Raw genomic sequence first — 13645 nt, 5'->3', positions numbered from 1 at the left:
AATGGCGGAAATTAAAGTACCTGAATTAGCGGAATCAATCTCGGAAGGAACGATTGCTCAATGGCTAAAGCAGCCGGGCGATTATGTGGAGCAGGGGGAGTACCTGCTAGAACTTGAAACAGATAAAGTCAATGTCGAACTGACTGCTGAAGAATCTGGTGTATTAAAAGAAGTGCTGAAAGATTCTGGTGACACTGTACAAGTTGGAGAGGTCATCGGAACGATTGCAGCAGGTGAAGCTGGCGGAAGCGAGTCCGCAGCTCCAGCACCTGAGCAAGCTTCTGCACCAGCTTCGAAAGAAGAACCGGCAGCTGCTCAAAAAGAAGAAGCAGTGAAAGAAGAGCCGAAAGCTGGTAATGGCAGAACCATCGCTTCTCCTGCAGCTAGAAAATTAGCGAGAGAGAAGGGATTAGACTTATCTGAGATTCCAACCGTAGATCCGCTGGGCAGGGTACGAAAGCAGGATGTCGCTTCTTATCAAAAGAATGAAGCACCTGCAAGTGCACCGAAAGCCGCGCCAAAAGCAAATGCTGCGGTGCAAACTGAACAACCAGGAAAGCCTATTGAACGTGAAAGAATGTCACGCCGCAGACAAACAATCGCAAAACGTTTAGTTGAAGTTCAACAAACGGCTGCGATGCTGACGACATTTAATGAAGTCGATATGACAGCGGTGATGGATTTAAGAAAGCGTCGTAAAGATGCCTTCCTAGAACAAAATGATGTCAAGCTTGGCTTCATGTCCTTCTTTACAAAAGCAGTTGTAGCAGCACTGAAGAAATATCCGCTACTTAACGCAGAAATTCAAGGTGATGAGCTTGTCTTGAAAAAATTCTATGACATCGGCATCGCTGTTGCTGCAAACGAAGGACTTGTTGTACCGGTTGTCCGTGATGCAGACAGATTGTCATTTGCGGGGATTGAAAAAGAAATTGGTCATCTTGCGAAAAAAGCAAGGGATAACAAATTGTCTCTTAATGAGTTACAAGGTGGATCATTCACGATCACAAACGGCGGAACATTTGGTTCTCTGCTTTCAACTCCGATTTTAAACAGCCCGCAAGTTGGAATTTTGGGGATGCATAAAATTCAGCTTCGTCCGGTAGCGATTGATGAAGAACGTTTTGAAAACCGTCCGATGATGTATTTAGCTCTTTCTTATGACCACCGCATTGTCGATGGTAAAGAAGCAGTTGGATTCCTCGTTACGATTAAAAATCTGCTTGAAGATCCTGAGCAGCTATTACTTGAAGGATAATCTTCAATTATAAAAAGCTAGCACCTGTTAAGGTGCTAGCTTTTTTTCTTTTCACTGTCATGTTGTCCTCGTTTTGACCAATACGTCGCAAGCCAGGAACCAGATAAATTATGCCACACACTAAAAATGGCACTTGGTACGGCTGCGAGCGGTGAGAAGTGTGCTGTTGCTAGCGCTGCACCGAGCCCAGAGTTTTGCATGCCTACTTCGATCGAGATCGCTCTACGAGAAGGGATATCCATTCTGCACCACTTTGCGATCAGGTAACCAAATAAGAGACCAAGTGCATTATGTAATATAACAACGGCAAATATCAGCAATCCAGTTTGAAGAATCTGCTCTTTATTTGCACTGACAACCGCTGCAATGATCAACACAATTCCAGCAACAGATACAAGCGGCAATGCTTGAACTGCATAGTTTACTTGTTTTTTGAAAAATACCTTAACGATAACCCCTAAGATAATAGGAATAAGTACAACTTGGACAATCGACAAAAATAATGCCTCCGGTGATACAGGTAACCATGATCTTGCAAAAATATAGATAAAGAGAGGCGTTAAAAAGGGAGCAAGAAGGGTCGATATCGTTGTGACCGCTACGGATAATGCCATATTGCCTTTTGCCAAGAAAGTCATAACATTGGAAGCTGTACCGCCTGGGCAGCAGCCCACAAGAATAACGCCTACTGCAATTTCAGACGGCAGCCGTAATCCGTAAGCTAATAAAAAGGCGATCAGCGGCATGAGTGTGTACTGCGCCAAAACCCCAATTAACACATAGAGAGGTTTACGAAAAAGCTCCTTAAAATCTTCACCAGATAACGTAAGCCCCATCCCAAACATAATGACACCTAGTAAAAAAGGGATATACGGTCCAATCTGAGAAAAAACGTCAGGAAAAGCAAATCCAAGACATGCAAAGATAATGACCCAGATTGCAAAGGTTCTTCCTGCAAATTGACTAATGGTTAAAAGAATGTTCATTCATTGCTTCATCTCACTTTCCTCACATATCCTTTCTATTTTAAACGAATTTTCTGAAAAAACAACCCATTCTTTATAAAGGTGTTAATAATAAAATTATGTAAACTAAAAATACCCCATATAAGCATTAGCCTATATGGAGCATCGTTTTAAAAAGGGGTCCATCTCACTTGTTGTGCCTGCTTAAGCCTAGCTTCTGGCTCACGCCAGTCGACTACATTCCACCAACGATCTACGTATTTCGCTTTTTCATTCAGATATTGAAGGTAGTAGGCGTGCTCCCATACATCAAGGGCTAGAAGGGGGATCACGTCCCATTGTGACAAAAATTGATGGCGTTCTGCTTGTAAAATCTCTAATCGCTGAGATCTGGGCGCCCATACGAGAATGGCCCAGCCAACACCCTCTACTTGTTTGGCCGCTGCTGAAAATTGAGATTTAAATGCATCATAGCTGTCAAACGATTGTTCAATGAGACGAAGCATTTGTCCAGTAGGCTTTCGTTTTCCTGAAGGACTCATGGAAAACCAAAAAATACAATGTAAATAGTGCCCCGCACCATTGAAGGCAAGCTCCCGTTCCCAATGTTTGATCATTTTAAAATCATTGGTTCTTCTTGCATTTTTTAATGCAAGCTCAGCTTGGTTCAAACCATCTACATATGATTGATGATGCTTCTGGTGATGCAAATACATAATTTCTTTTGATATAAACGGTTCTAGTGCATCATACCGGTAAGGGAGAGGAGGTAACTTGTGACTTCCAGCTGCTACCTCTCGCATGTCTTCTTGTGGGTTCATGTCCTCAGCAATACGTTCTGCCAGTTCGTACCACTCTTGTTCACTGGAATGTTCATCATCCATTGAGAACCATAAATGGTCTACTTTCTGACGGATGTTGTCATCTTGAATCGCGGGTTGAATGGAGCTAAGCCACTCTTTGAGCTGCAAACGGTACTCTTCCTTATTCATTCTTACGCCTCATTTCTTCTAAAAATGTGGAACAAGCCATCATCGGAAAGACAAATGGGTAGCTATGATAAGTGATGTAAAATTGCTTTGGCAGGCCAATGCCTACTGGATAGTGCAAGGCTTCACTCGTATGCTGCTGATGATGGATCAAAAATGAGATGGCTTTTAAAATCGTTTTGTCATCTGGCTTCTCATATTGTAAAAGTGCCTCTGCTGCCCAAGCCGTCTGAACCACTGTGCCAAACGGAAGAGGGACATACGTTTTTACCTCTGCACTTTTACACGATTCTCCGAAGCTGCCATCTTCTCGTTGAATCTGCTTTAAAAATCGGCATGCTTTTTGGACAGCAGGATGGGTGGAGGGGATGCCGGCAGCTTTTAGACCTGTTAATGCTGCCCACGTTCCATAAATATAGCAAACACCCCACCTGCCAAACCATGAACCATTTTTCTCTTGATGATCTAGGAGCCATTTGACACATTGATCTTTTTGCCTCTGAATAGGCGGTGACATGTTTTTCTGTTCAAGACCAATGAGATGAAGCACGCGGCCTGTAATATCGGGAGTCGATGGATCAATTGCTGCATCCTCCGCAGATTCAAGCGGCAGATGTCGAAGCAGGAAGTGATCTTGATTTTTTTCAAAGGCAGAGAATCCGCCGTCACGGTTTTGCATGGAAAGAAGCCAATGAAATCCTCGCTTCCACTGAACTGGTGCGTATGTTTTCGGAATGGCTTTTAATACAATTTGCGTATCATCACAATCAGGGTTATTCGTATTGATATCTGAAAAACCAAAGCCTCCCGGAGCAGCATGCCGGTTATGAATCGCCCAATCTGCTTTCTTCATTTGCTGCCGGTTCAATAAGTATAAGAAAGACTTTGTGATGACTGGGTCTTCTTGTTTTTTGCCAGCTTTTTGAGAAGCATAACTGACAAGCGCTGTATCCCAAACTGTGGATGTGGAATTTTCTGCATACATTCTGCCCTGACAGACAGTGACTAGCTTTTTCATGCCTTTGACTGCTTTTAAAATGAGATGATGTCCCGGCGAGTATCCAAGACTCATCAGTGCATAGACCATAAAAATACTTGCACTTAAATAGCTGTACAGTGTGCCATCTTTTTCGAGGCGGTCAAACATATATCGCTTTGCTGCTTCATATCCGAAAAAGTCCAGCCGGCTGTCAAGTACTGTATACGATCGCATGTAAGTCAGAAAGTGATGAGTGGAACGTTCTTCTTTTGCCATAAACCAGTCAAATGGATTTTTAGTCATGTTTGCATCAAGGTGTGCTAGGCTTGGGAATTTCTCATGAGAGGTATATCGTTTGTTGAGTGCAATCATCATTGGCACAAAGTGAATTCTTGCATATGCACTAAGATGATAGAAGTGCAGCGGAAAGTATGTAGGGATGAGTAAAAAGGAAAGTGGTGCATAGAAATACGGCCAAGGGTGCATGCCGTTGACGGCGAGCATCCACTTTGTCATAAAGTGAACGTTCTTTAATCCGCCTTTTGATCGAATATATTGCGCTGCTTTTTCCATATGAGGCTCATCTTGTTGAAACCTGCCTGAAACAAGCATTCCGCAATAGCCCTGCACAGTGGCTGTTACATGTCCCGTTTGATCATGATACAAAGAAAAAGACCCATCCTCATTTTGTTTTTCACGTATCGCTTCTGCTAATTGATGAACCAAAGCCTGATCCGAATCGCCGACAGCCTTTAACAGCATAATCAAAAAAGCATTTGTCATCATAGGACCTTCAAAGCAGAAAACAAAGGCACCATCTTCTCGTTGTCTTCGCTGCATTTGCATGTGCAATTCTTCAATAAATTCGTTTACTTTCAATTTAAAATCTTGCATATGCGGCCATGCTCCTTTCCTTTCATACTATATTCAGGAGCCGGCCTGTCACATGCAAACACAAAAAAAGCCGATGACAGGGTCACCGGCTCAGCGTGTAGACAAACCCTCGCATTCGGTGTCAGGTCTGCGCGCTGGTGCTCACGAATGTCAATTCGCTCCGCAAAAGTAGCTGTCCTTCCTAGACTGCAAAGGTTTTCTATCACGCTGAAAAGAAGACAAAGTGCTAAAATAAAAATCATTTTAGACTTTGTCAACGATCTGAGCCGATGACAGGGTCACGGCTTTCTTGGCGTCATTAGTCTTGGAGATTAATCCATACACTTTTGACTTCTGTATAGTTGTTAAGGGCATATGATCCCATTTCTCTGCCAAGACCTGATTGCTTATATCCTCCAAACGGGGAGGCGGCATCAAAGACATTATAGCAGTTGACCCAAATCGTTCCTGCTTCAAGACGTGCAGCGATATCATGGGCATGCTTTAAGTTTTCTGTCCAAAGTCCTGCTGCTAATCCATATTCAGACTGGTTGGCTCGTTCGACCACTTCATCAATGGAATCGTAAGGAATGGCAGATAAGACAGGTCCAAAGATTTCTTCTTTAGCAATGGTCATTTCATCTTCTACATCTTTAAAAATAGTAGGAGAGACGAAATAGCCAGCCTCATAAGGGCAATCGCCCCCGACAACGGCTGTTGCCCCTTCGGATTTACCTTTTTCAATATAGCCTAACACGCGTTCGTGCTGTTCTTTACTTACAAGAGGTCCAATTTGCGTATCTTGATGAAGACCAGCGCCTTGTTTGAGGGATCCTGCATATTTGGCCATTTGATCGACTACTTCATCATATTGGCTCCGATGAACAAAGACTCTGGACCCTGCGCAACATACTTGGCCTTGGTTAAACATGACGCCATTTAAAGCACCTGGAATGGCTTTCTTTAAATCGGCATCAGGTAAAATAATATTCGGTGATTTTCCGCCAAGCTCTAATGTGACCCTCTTAATGGTTTTAGCCGCTTTCTCCATAATTAATTTCCCAACACTTGTTGACCCTGTGAAGGCCAGCTTGTTCACGTCAGGATGATCAGTTAAGGCTTCTCCGGCTGTTTCGCCAAATCCAGGAACGATGTTAATCACGCCTTCTGGGAAGCCGGCTTTGTCCACTAATTCTGCTAAGTAAAGAGCAGAGAGTGGAGTTTGTTCGGCTGGCTTTAAAACGATGGTGCACCCTGTTGCAAGTGCGGCGCCCATTTTCCACATAGCCATGAGCAGCGGGAAGTTCCATGGGATGATTTGTCCTACAACCCCAACCGGCTCATGGCGGGTATAATTAAAATATCCTTGACTGACAGGAATGGTTTGTCCATTCATTTTTGTCGTCCAGCCCGCATAATAGCGCATGTGCTCAATAGCGAGGGGGATATCTGCATTTGTTGTTTCATTAATTGGTTTTCCGTTATCTAAAGTTTCTAGCTGTGCAAGCTCTTCCTGATTTTCTTCCATTAAATCAGCAAGCTTGAACATGAGGCGGGCGCGTTCAGCGGCAGACATTGAGCGCCAAGGACCATGAAAGGCTTTTTTTGCAGCTTTTACGGCCTCATCAATATCTTTTGCACCTGCTTCATAAACATCAATAAGGGTTTCGCCTGTGGCTGGGTTAGGAGTAGCAAAGGTTTTGTTATCGTGACTTGTGACAAACTGACCATTAATGTAGAGTTTTTTCGTCCCTTGGAGAAAAGATTCGAGTTTTGAACTAATTTGAAGTGTTGTAGAGCTCATAAATAAACAAACCTCCTTAAAGATATGGATTGTTTTCTGCGAGTTCTAGGTGGGAAAAGCGGACATGCAACGAAATTGTATACGCACAAAGATGTAAACGTATACAATTATCATATTACACGACCTGTTTGAAAGCAATCCATAACACTCATTGCATTTCGCGAAAATTTGGCTACAATAAATGTATAGATGAAAAAAGGAGTTTTTAAATCATGATCCATCAAAACTGGCAAACGGCTCAAACGTTAAAACAAGTAAAATGTGTACATACAAATGCGAAAAAATATATGGTCGACCGGGCATTAACGGTTGGAAGCACATATGAAGTGAAAAATGAAACAGAAGAATTCCTGTTTGTCGTAGACAATACGGGTAAAGTAGGCGGGTATTACAAGGAGTATTTCGAAGATATTTCAGCTGAATGATTTTGATGGTCATCACTCATACTAAGAAAAACAGTAAAGGGTGATGATGATGAAAAAGCAGCAAAATGACGAGCAGAAAAATCAAAATGCATGGCATGAACACGAGGACGCTGATATGGCGATTACGCTTGAACAGATTTCCGATGTGTATGCCGAGGGAACGATTGATACACCAAAAGACGAATAGTCATTTAAAAACAGTGATTTGGCATAATCACTGTTTTTTTATTGGAATGATTCAGCATTTTTCTCGAAAAGAACTGAAACTTTTTTCCTGGTTTAACTGTCTAAATAAGTAGAGGAAAGAGCATCGGATCAAAAAGAAAAAGTTAAATGAAATTTAATCTATTCGTAATGGAATAACAACCATTTATAGCGTATTCTATAAGTGAGAATAAAACGTACCCACAGAGCCGTGTGGCCGTTTTGTCATAAAGGAATTTGATGCAGGAAGAGGGGGTTTACGTGGGTATTTTTTCTGTCAGTAAACAAAATGATAAGAAATTCGAATCCTTATTGATTGAAGGGGAAAGAATTGAGGCTGTTTACAGACTGCGTCACGACCAAATTTGCTTTACCAATAAACGACTGATCTTTGGCGATAACCGCGTATTTTCTAAGAAGAAAGTCAGGGTCTCCTTGCCGTATCGATCAATTGAAAGTTTTGCCATACAAGAAGCTGGCGTGTTTGATCAGGACACAGGTATGCTGCTTGTCACAAGCTCAAAAGTATTTGAACTCGACTTTTCCAAAGAGACGGATTTGAGTGATGTGCAAGCCATTTTGACAAAACATCTTTGCTGATCAATCTTGCGATTACATAGATCATATGCACTTTTCTCATTCTTCGTTCTTATTTTTATAGATCGCACATTGCTAAGCCCTTCCCATCTGATGGGAAGGGCTTTTTTCTGCTTAAGAGTTTGAATGATAGCAAAAAAGGATAAAGATGAAACAGATACAGAAAGGAGAATGAACAATGAAAGTATTAGTTGCAGGAGCAAATGGACATACAGGCAGACTTGTCGTTCGTTATTTAAAAGAAAAAGGACATGAGCCGCTTGCTCTCATTCGAGATGAAAAACAAGCTGATGCACTAAAAGAACTTGGTGCAGCACCTGTCATCGGTGATCTTGAAAAAGATGTGACAGATGCTGTGAAACAAGCAGACGCTGTCATCTTTGCAGCTGGTTCAGGCTCAAAAACAGGTGCAGATAAGACCATTGCGGTCGATCAAGAAGGGGCAAAACGCCTCGTTGATACAGCGAAAAAAGAAAACATACAGCATTTTGTTATGCTTAGTGCTTATAATGCAGATGATCCGAATCAAGGAAAAGGGCAAGGAAGTATGGAAACTTATTATGAAGCAAAAAGAAAAGCTGATGAGCACTTAAAACAGTCTGGTCTTTCCTATACGATTGTCCGCCCAGGTGCCCTGCTGCATGAGGAGAAGACAGGAAAGATTGAAGCTGCCGAACATATTCCAGATGATCAAAACATCGAGATTTCAAGAGAGGACGTAGCCATTGTTCTTGTGGAGAGCTTAACAGAATCGAATGTGAAAAATAAATCATTTGACTTGATTAAAGGCGATAAACCAATTGAAGAAGCACTTCGCCATCTGTAAGAAAAGAAAGCTGCTGCCAAAGAGGCGGCGGCTTTTTTGATGTTTTCTTTTCCCTTTCAGCGGGAAGGTAATGAGAAAGGAGTGATTGGCCGTGGGCTTAACGAAAGAACAACAAGCTGATTTATACGAAAGATTGATTCAATTAAAAGAAGATGTGAAGGGATCAAAAAAGAAAGAAGAATCGATGCTCGTTGAATCGAGTGAGATTTCAAATGGTGTTGGGAATCATATCGCTGATCATGGGAGCATCTATTTAGACCGTATGACAGAACAAACGCTGGATCAGGTCGATGATCAGCTTGAAGATGAAATCGATGCAGCACTGAAACGAATGGAAGACGGAACATATGGGATATGTGAGAAAACGGGAAAAGAGATTCCATACGAGCGTTTAAAAGCAGTTCCATATACACGTTATTCAATAGATGCAAAGAAAAATGAAGAAACCACTCAAGATCCAAACGAATTTGACCGTTCATTCTCCGATCAAATGCGCGATTTAACAAATAGAGAAACAATGGATCAGATGCATTCAGATACGTATGAAAGATTAGAGGAAGAGCAAGATGCTGATGTAGATGAGGAAAAATAGGATCATAAGCGAAGGTTAAATTTTTTCAGAATAATTTTTTCTTATGTACACATGAACAAATAACTTGTATACATGAGTATTTCATAGAAAAAAGATCTCTTGAAATTTAATAAACTTTCGTGTAATATAGTTTAAAGGCTGCGATGCGCGTAATGTTAATTAAGTTTTAACCTTTAAGCTGTAATAGGGAGTTTTATATTGAAGCCGGAATGTCATGCCTCCTTAGCGAGGAAGACAGGAACGTTTCTGCAAACACCCACTTTGAGGAGTGGTGGTTTAAAACTTTCTTACTTAGATTACGGCATCCGCAGCTTTTCCTAGGATGATTCAAGCCATTTTCCATTTTGGAAAATGGCTTTTTATTTTGTGAAAAAACGAAATTGCACAGTCAGCCGGAAGAGGCATGAATGTATGTTAAAATAGACAAAACAAAAGACGGAGAGGGAATTGGATGTTAGAACAAGCAGAAGCACTCCTGAAACAATACTTTGGCTTTGACGCCTTTAGGCAGGGACAGAAGCAAGCCATTGAATCGATTGTAAACAAACAGAAGGATACCGTCTGTATTATGCCGACAGGCGGGGGGAAATCGGTTTGCTACCAGATTCCTGCCCTGATGATGGAAGGAACAACGATCGTTGTATCCCCGCTAATTTCTTTAATGAAAGATCAAGTCGATGCGCTAAATGAGATGGGCATACGATCGTCCTTTTTAAACAGCACACTTTCCGCAGCTGAAATGAATAAAAGGCTGAAAAAATGTGAAGATGGGGAATATCAGCTGCTTTATATCACACCTGAACGTTTACAAAATGAACGTTTTTTTCAGCTGCTTGATCGGTTAACGATCCCTTTAATTGCAATTGATGAAGCACACTGTATATCTGAGTGGGGGCATGATTTTAGGCCGAGCTACCGCTTTATTCAAGAATGTTTAAATCGGCTGACAAAAAGGCCAGTGATTGTCGCATTAACTGCTACAGCCACGAAAAAGGTTCACCGAGATATATGTGAACAGCTTGGCATGAACGAAGAAGAAACCATTTTTACTGGGTTTGCTAGAGAAAATTTATCTTTTCAGGTGGTCAAAGGAGAAAATAGTGACCGCTTTATCACACATTATATGAAGAAAAATAAGCTTGAGTCCGGCATTATCTATACTGCTACAAGAAAAGAAGCCGAAAATATTTACAATCGGCTAAAGAAACAAAAGATCAAAGTGGGCATTTATCATGGCGGGTTAGATGACGATATAAGAGAAGAGCAGCAAAACCTGTTTTTAAACGATGACATCCAAGTCATGGTCGCTACATCTGCATTTGGCATGGGAATTAATAAGTCAAATGTCCGTTTTGTGATACATCATCAAATTCCAAGGGATATTGAAAGCTACTATCAAGAGGCTGGACGCGCCGGCAGAGACGGGCTCCAAAGTGAATGCATTTTACTATTTTCGCCGCAGGGCGTACGAATGCAGCGATTCCTCATTGAACAGTCAACAGAAGATGAAGTGCGCTTTCAGCATGAACTGCTTAAACTTAGACAAATGGTCGATTACTGTCACACTGAGCAATGTCTGCAGCAATTTGTGATGGACTACTTTGATCAATCAGCAAGTGCCCCTTGCCAAAAATGCAGTAATTGTCTTGATGAAAGAGAGCGTGAAGAGGTCACTCGAGAAGCGCAAATGGTTTTATCGTGTACGGTTAGAATGAACGAGCGCTTTGGAAAAATGATGATTGCTCAAGTACTGGCAGGCTCTAAAAATAAAAAAGTGCTTGACCTCGGTTTCGACCGTCTTCCTACATACGCTTTAATGAAGCAGCAATCCGCCCAGCAAATTAGTGATTTCATCGAATTTTTAATTACAGAAGAGTATTTGCACATGTCTGAAGGAGCTTATCCAACATTAAAAGTGACACATAAAGGAAAGAAAGTGTTAGTCGGGCAAGAGGCTGTGTATAAAAAGCAGGCAGTTAAAAGAGAGGCGATTCAAGAAAACGATGCATTATTTGAGCAGCTGAGAGCGGTGAGAATGAAGCTGGCGAGAGAGCAGGGCGTTCCGCCATTTGTTGTATTTTCTGATCAAACCTTGAAGGAAATGTCAGCCGTTCAGCCTAAAACAGAAGAAGAACTTCTCCATATTAAGGGAATAGGCGCTCAAAAAAGAGAGAAATACGGGGATGTTTTTTTAGAAGAAATCCGTTTATTTATAGAAAAAGAGAAAAATAAAAAGATTGAAGAAGAAAAATAAATTTTTTTCGCTGCGTTTGGACACGTTTTCAACAGGAGGTTTCTGATCCTTTCAAAACCTTGATATGGCGGGTAATCGAGCTGTTTTGTGGTCTGATTTACCAATGGAGAGAGATGTTTCATGTAAAGGAACTGTAATCTAAAACATATCGTTTTGTTATTGAATTGACATTTACATATGTTACGATAGCACTCGTTAGCCGCCATAAAAAGCTAACAAGGGAGGATTTACTTTATGAAGAAGACTATTATGTCCTTGGTTGCTGTTGCAGCAATCTCTACAACAGCATTTGGAGCACAGCAAGCTTCTGCAAAGGAAATCACTGTGAAGAAAGGTGATACACTTTGGGGAATCTCTCAAAAAAATGATGTGTCTCTAAAGGACCTAAAGGGTTGGAACAATTTATCAACAGACATGATTTATGTAGGTGATAAATTGACAATCTCTTCAAAAGAGAAAACTCAGGAGCAGTATAAAGTCCAGAAGGGGGACAGCCTCTGGAAAATCGCTCAAAAATTCAATGTGTCAATTAGCGATATTAAGTCTTGGAATAACTTAAACTCAGATATAATTATGATTGGTTCAACACTAAGTGTTGCTGGTCAAAGCTCAGCTCCGGTAAGCTCAGAGCCTGTACAAAAACAGGAGCCTGTCCAAAAAGAGCAAACAACACAAAAAGCTGCTCCTAAACAGGAAGCACCGAAAAAAGCTGCTCCTAAAAAGGAAACAGCTAAAGCAGAATCATCTTCTGCTAGTCAAAGTGTACAAAAAGAAATGACTGTAACGGCTACGGCTTATACAGCAAATGATGGTGGCATCTCAGGTATCACTGCAACAGGGGTAAACTTAAACAAAAACCCAAATGCGAAAGTGATTGCAGTAGATCCTAATGTCATTCCATTAGGAAGTAAGGTTTATGTTGAAGGCTACGGTGAAGCCATCGCAGCAGATACTGGCGGCGCAATTAAAGGTAACAAAATTGATGTTCATGTACCAAGCAAATCCCAAGCAAAAAATTGGGGCGTAAAATCAGTCAAAGTGAAAGTACTTAACTAGTAACTTATTGTTTTTTGGAAGAAAGCATCAGGTGGCGGCCTGATGCTTTTATTGTACCCTTTTTTTGGTCAAAAAAACACACATTTTTCAGAAAAATTCGCATTTTCGACAAAAAACAGCGTATATTCCATCATACACGCTGTTTTTTTGTCGTTAGCTGTCCACCCAATAAATTTCTCCGCTTTGTTCTTTCCAATTGATTTGGACATCAAATTGGTGCTTTTCATAAAAGTGAATCAATCGGTCCACGTGATTCCAATCTCTTTTGACGAGATCACCTGTAATAACTGGAATGTTCTGCTCTCTTGCGATTTCTTTTAAATGCTTCATACAGATTGAGCCGTACCCATTATCGGGAGGGCCTTTAATATCAGCAATATGAATCTTTCCTTCTTCAGGATATTCCGCAATTAAGGAAAAATCAGATTGTCCGCGAAAAGCTTTTTCACAATCGGTCAGCATGATTTTACATGTATCAGCACTTTCAATGGCAGAGACAATCATCCATTCATCTTCTTTCGCCTGATCAATGCCAATGATCTTTGCCTTTTTCGAAATATCTTTCATATTTTCTTGCATTCGATACATTTGAAACTGCAATTGCTGTAATTCTTGCTCTAACGTCTTCACATCTTTGGGTGTTTCCTGTAAGATTGACAAGTCCATTACTCCTTTCATATAAGAAATGATAAAAATCACATAAATTCCAATTTTAAAGGAAGTGGATGAATCTTTCAAGCCGTTAGAATGCCGATTATCGGCAAGTTTGTCTAAAATTCGACGAAGACAGCGAATTCATTGACTTTATAGAGAAAGTTAAATA

The 13645-nt window shown here is 41.1% G+C and carries 13 protein-coding genes and 1 other RNA gene; 9 read left to right on the top strand and 5 right to left on the bottom strand.

Features of this window, described 5'->3' with window-relative positions; all coding sequences use genetic code 11:
- The first annotated feature begins 1 nt into the window (after window position 1).
- Window positions 2-1258 (top strand): 2-oxoglutarate dehydrogenase complex dihydrolipoyllysine-residue succinyltransferase, encoded by a 1257-nt coding sequence (gene odhB, locus MHB67_RS09650; RefSeq protein WP_024422686.1) that lies wholly within the window; start codon window positions 2-4, stop codon window positions 1256-1258.
- A gap of 35 nt (window positions 1259-1293) precedes the next feature.
- Here the strand turns inward: odhB and MHB67_RS09645 are convergent, their stop codons facing one another.
- The 4 genes from MHB67_RS09645 to MHB67_RS09630 all read right to left on the bottom strand — a co-directional run bounded on the left by MHB67_RS09645 (window position 1294) and on the right by MHB67_RS09630 (window position 6868).
- Complete coding sequence (locus tag MHB67_RS09645) at window positions 1294-2244, bottom strand: bile acid:sodium symporter family protein (RefSeq protein ID WP_024422685.1); 951 nt, start codon at window positions 2242-2244, stop codon at window positions 1294-1296.
- 149 nt (window positions 2245-2393) lie between these two features.
- Complete coding sequence (locus MHB67_RS09640; RefSeq protein WP_025093123.1) at window positions 2394-3215, bottom strand: superoxide dismutase; 822 nt, start codon at window positions 3213-3215, stop codon at window positions 2394-2396.
- Complete coding sequence (locus tag MHB67_RS09635; protein WP_342492493.1) at window positions 3208-5085, bottom strand: prenyltransferase/squalene oxidase repeat-containing protein; 1878 nt, start codon at window positions 5083-5085, stop codon at window positions 3208-3210. The genes MHB67_RS09640 and MHB67_RS09635 overlap by 8 nt, the downstream gene beginning before the upstream one ends.
- Before the next feature lie 298 nt (window positions 5086-5383).
- Window positions 5384-6868 (bottom strand): aldehyde dehydrogenase family protein, encoded by a 1485-nt coding sequence (locus MHB67_RS09630; RefSeq protein ID WP_024422684.1) that lies wholly within the window; start codon window positions 6866-6868, stop codon window positions 5384-5386.
- 212 nt (window positions 6869-7080) lie between these two features.
- Between MHB67_RS09630 and MHB67_RS09625 the strand changes: the two genes are divergently transcribed.
- The 8 genes from MHB67_RS09625 to MHB67_RS09590 all read left to right on the top strand — a co-directional run bounded on the left by MHB67_RS09625 (window position 7081) and on the right by MHB67_RS09590 (window position 12822).
- On the top strand, window positions 7081-7293 hold the full coding sequence (locus MHB67_RS09625) for a DUF6501 family protein (protein ID WP_024422683.1): 213 nt from the start codon (window positions 7081-7083) through the stop codon (window positions 7291-7293).
- 49 nt (window positions 7294-7342) lie between these two features.
- Complete coding sequence (locus MHB67_RS09620; protein WP_075611524.1) at window positions 7343-7480, top strand: DUF4025 domain-containing protein; 138 nt, start codon at window positions 7343-7345, stop codon at window positions 7478-7480.
- A gap of 278 nt (window positions 7481-7758) precedes the next feature.
- The gene (locus MHB67_RS09615; RefSeq protein ID WP_024422682.1) at window positions 7759-8097 is read left to right on the top strand and encodes a PH domain-containing protein; all 339 of its coding nucleotides are present in this window, start codon (window positions 7759-7761) and stop codon (window positions 8095-8097) included.
- A gap of 175 nt (window positions 8098-8272) precedes the next feature.
- Complete coding sequence (locus MHB67_RS09610) at window positions 8273-8920, top strand: SDR family oxidoreductase (RefSeq protein WP_025093125.1); 648 nt, start codon at window positions 8273-8275, stop codon at window positions 8918-8920.
- Window positions 8921-9011: 91 nt separating this feature from the next.
- Complete coding sequence (locus tag MHB67_RS09605; RefSeq protein WP_342492492.1) at window positions 9012-9512, top strand: TraR/DksA family transcriptional regulator; 501 nt, start codon at window positions 9012-9014, stop codon at window positions 9510-9512.
- 132 nt (window positions 9513-9644) lie between these two features.
- A non-coding RNA gene (gene ssrS, locus MHB67_RS09600) (6S RNA) lies at window positions 9645-9830 on the top strand.
- A 133-nt stretch (window positions 9831-9963) separates the two neighbouring features.
- Window positions 9964-11766: a DNA helicase RecQ gene (recQ, locus tag MHB67_RS09595; RefSeq protein ID WP_342492491.1), complete on the top strand. Its 1803-nt coding sequence runs from the start codon at window positions 9964-9966 to the stop codon at window positions 11764-11766.
- Between the two features lie 234 nt (window positions 11767-12000).
- Window positions 12001-12822, top strand: coding sequence for a 3D domain-containing protein (locus MHB67_RS09590; protein WP_024428343.1), 822 nt, complete (start codon window positions 12001-12003; stop codon window positions 12820-12822).
- 153 nt (window positions 12823-12975) lie between these two features.
- On the opposite strand, the gene MHB67_RS09585 is transcribed toward MHB67_RS09590, so the two are convergent.
- Window positions 12976-13488, bottom strand: a complete 513-nt coding sequence (locus MHB67_RS09585; protein ID WP_342492490.1) for a hypothetical protein — start codon at window positions 13486-13488, stop codon at window positions 12976-12978.
- Window positions 13489-13645: the final 157 nt, after the last annotated feature.

Source organism: Bacillus sp. FSL H8-0516 (assembly GCF_038635285.1).
GTDB lineage: Bacteria > Bacillota > Bacilli > Bacillales > Bacillaceae > Bacillus > Bacillus safensis.
Note: the sequence above shows the minus strand (reverse complement) of the source record. Positions and strands in the feature narration are given on the sequence as shown.

What these genes read in the sequence shown, in the direction of transcription:
- odhB (WP_024422686.1), top strand. Translation starts at nt 2, where the DNA reads ATGGCGGAAATTAAAGTACCTGAATTAGCGGAATCAATCTCGGAAGGA.
- MHB67_RS09645 (WP_024422685.1), bottom strand. Translation starts at nt 2,244, where the DNA reads ATGAACATTCTTTTAACCATTAGTCAATTTGCAGGAAGAACCTTTGCA.
- MHB67_RS09585 (WP_342492490.1), bottom strand. Translation starts at nt 13,488, where the DNA reads ATGGACTTGTCAATCTTACAGGAAACACCCAAAGATGTGAAGACGTTA.
- MHB67_RS09630 (WP_024422684.1), bottom strand. Translation starts at nt 6,868, where the DNA reads ATGAGCTCTACAACACTTCAAATTAGTTCAAAACTCGAATCTTTTCTC.
- recQ (WP_342492491.1), top strand. Translation starts at nt 9,964, where the DNA reads ATGTTAGAACAAGCAGAAGCACTCCTGAAACAATACTTTGGCTTTGAC.
- MHB67_RS09590 (WP_024428343.1), top strand. Translation starts at nt 12,001, where the DNA reads ATGAAGAAGACTATTATGTCCTTGGTTGCTGTTGCAGCAATCTCTACA.
- MHB67_RS09610 (WP_025093125.1), top strand. Translation starts at nt 8,273, where the DNA reads ATGAAAGTATTAGTTGCAGGAGCAAATGGACATACAGGCAGACTTGTC.
- MHB67_RS09635 (WP_342492493.1), bottom strand. Translation starts at nt 5,085, where the DNA reads ATGCAAGATTTTAAATTGAAAGTAAACGAATTTATTGAAGAATTGCAC.
- MHB67_RS09640 (WP_025093123.1), bottom strand. Translation starts at nt 3,215, where the DNA reads ATGAATAAGGAAGAGTACCGTTTGCAGCTCAAAGAGTGGCTTAGCTCC.
- MHB67_RS09620 (WP_075611524.1), top strand. Translation starts at nt 7,343, where the DNA reads ATGAAAAAGCAGCAAAATGACGAGCAGAAAAATCAAAATGCATGGCAT.
- MHB67_RS09625 (WP_024422683.1), top strand. Translation starts at nt 7,081, where the DNA reads ATGATCCATCAAAACTGGCAAACGGCTCAAACGTTAAAACAAGTAAAA.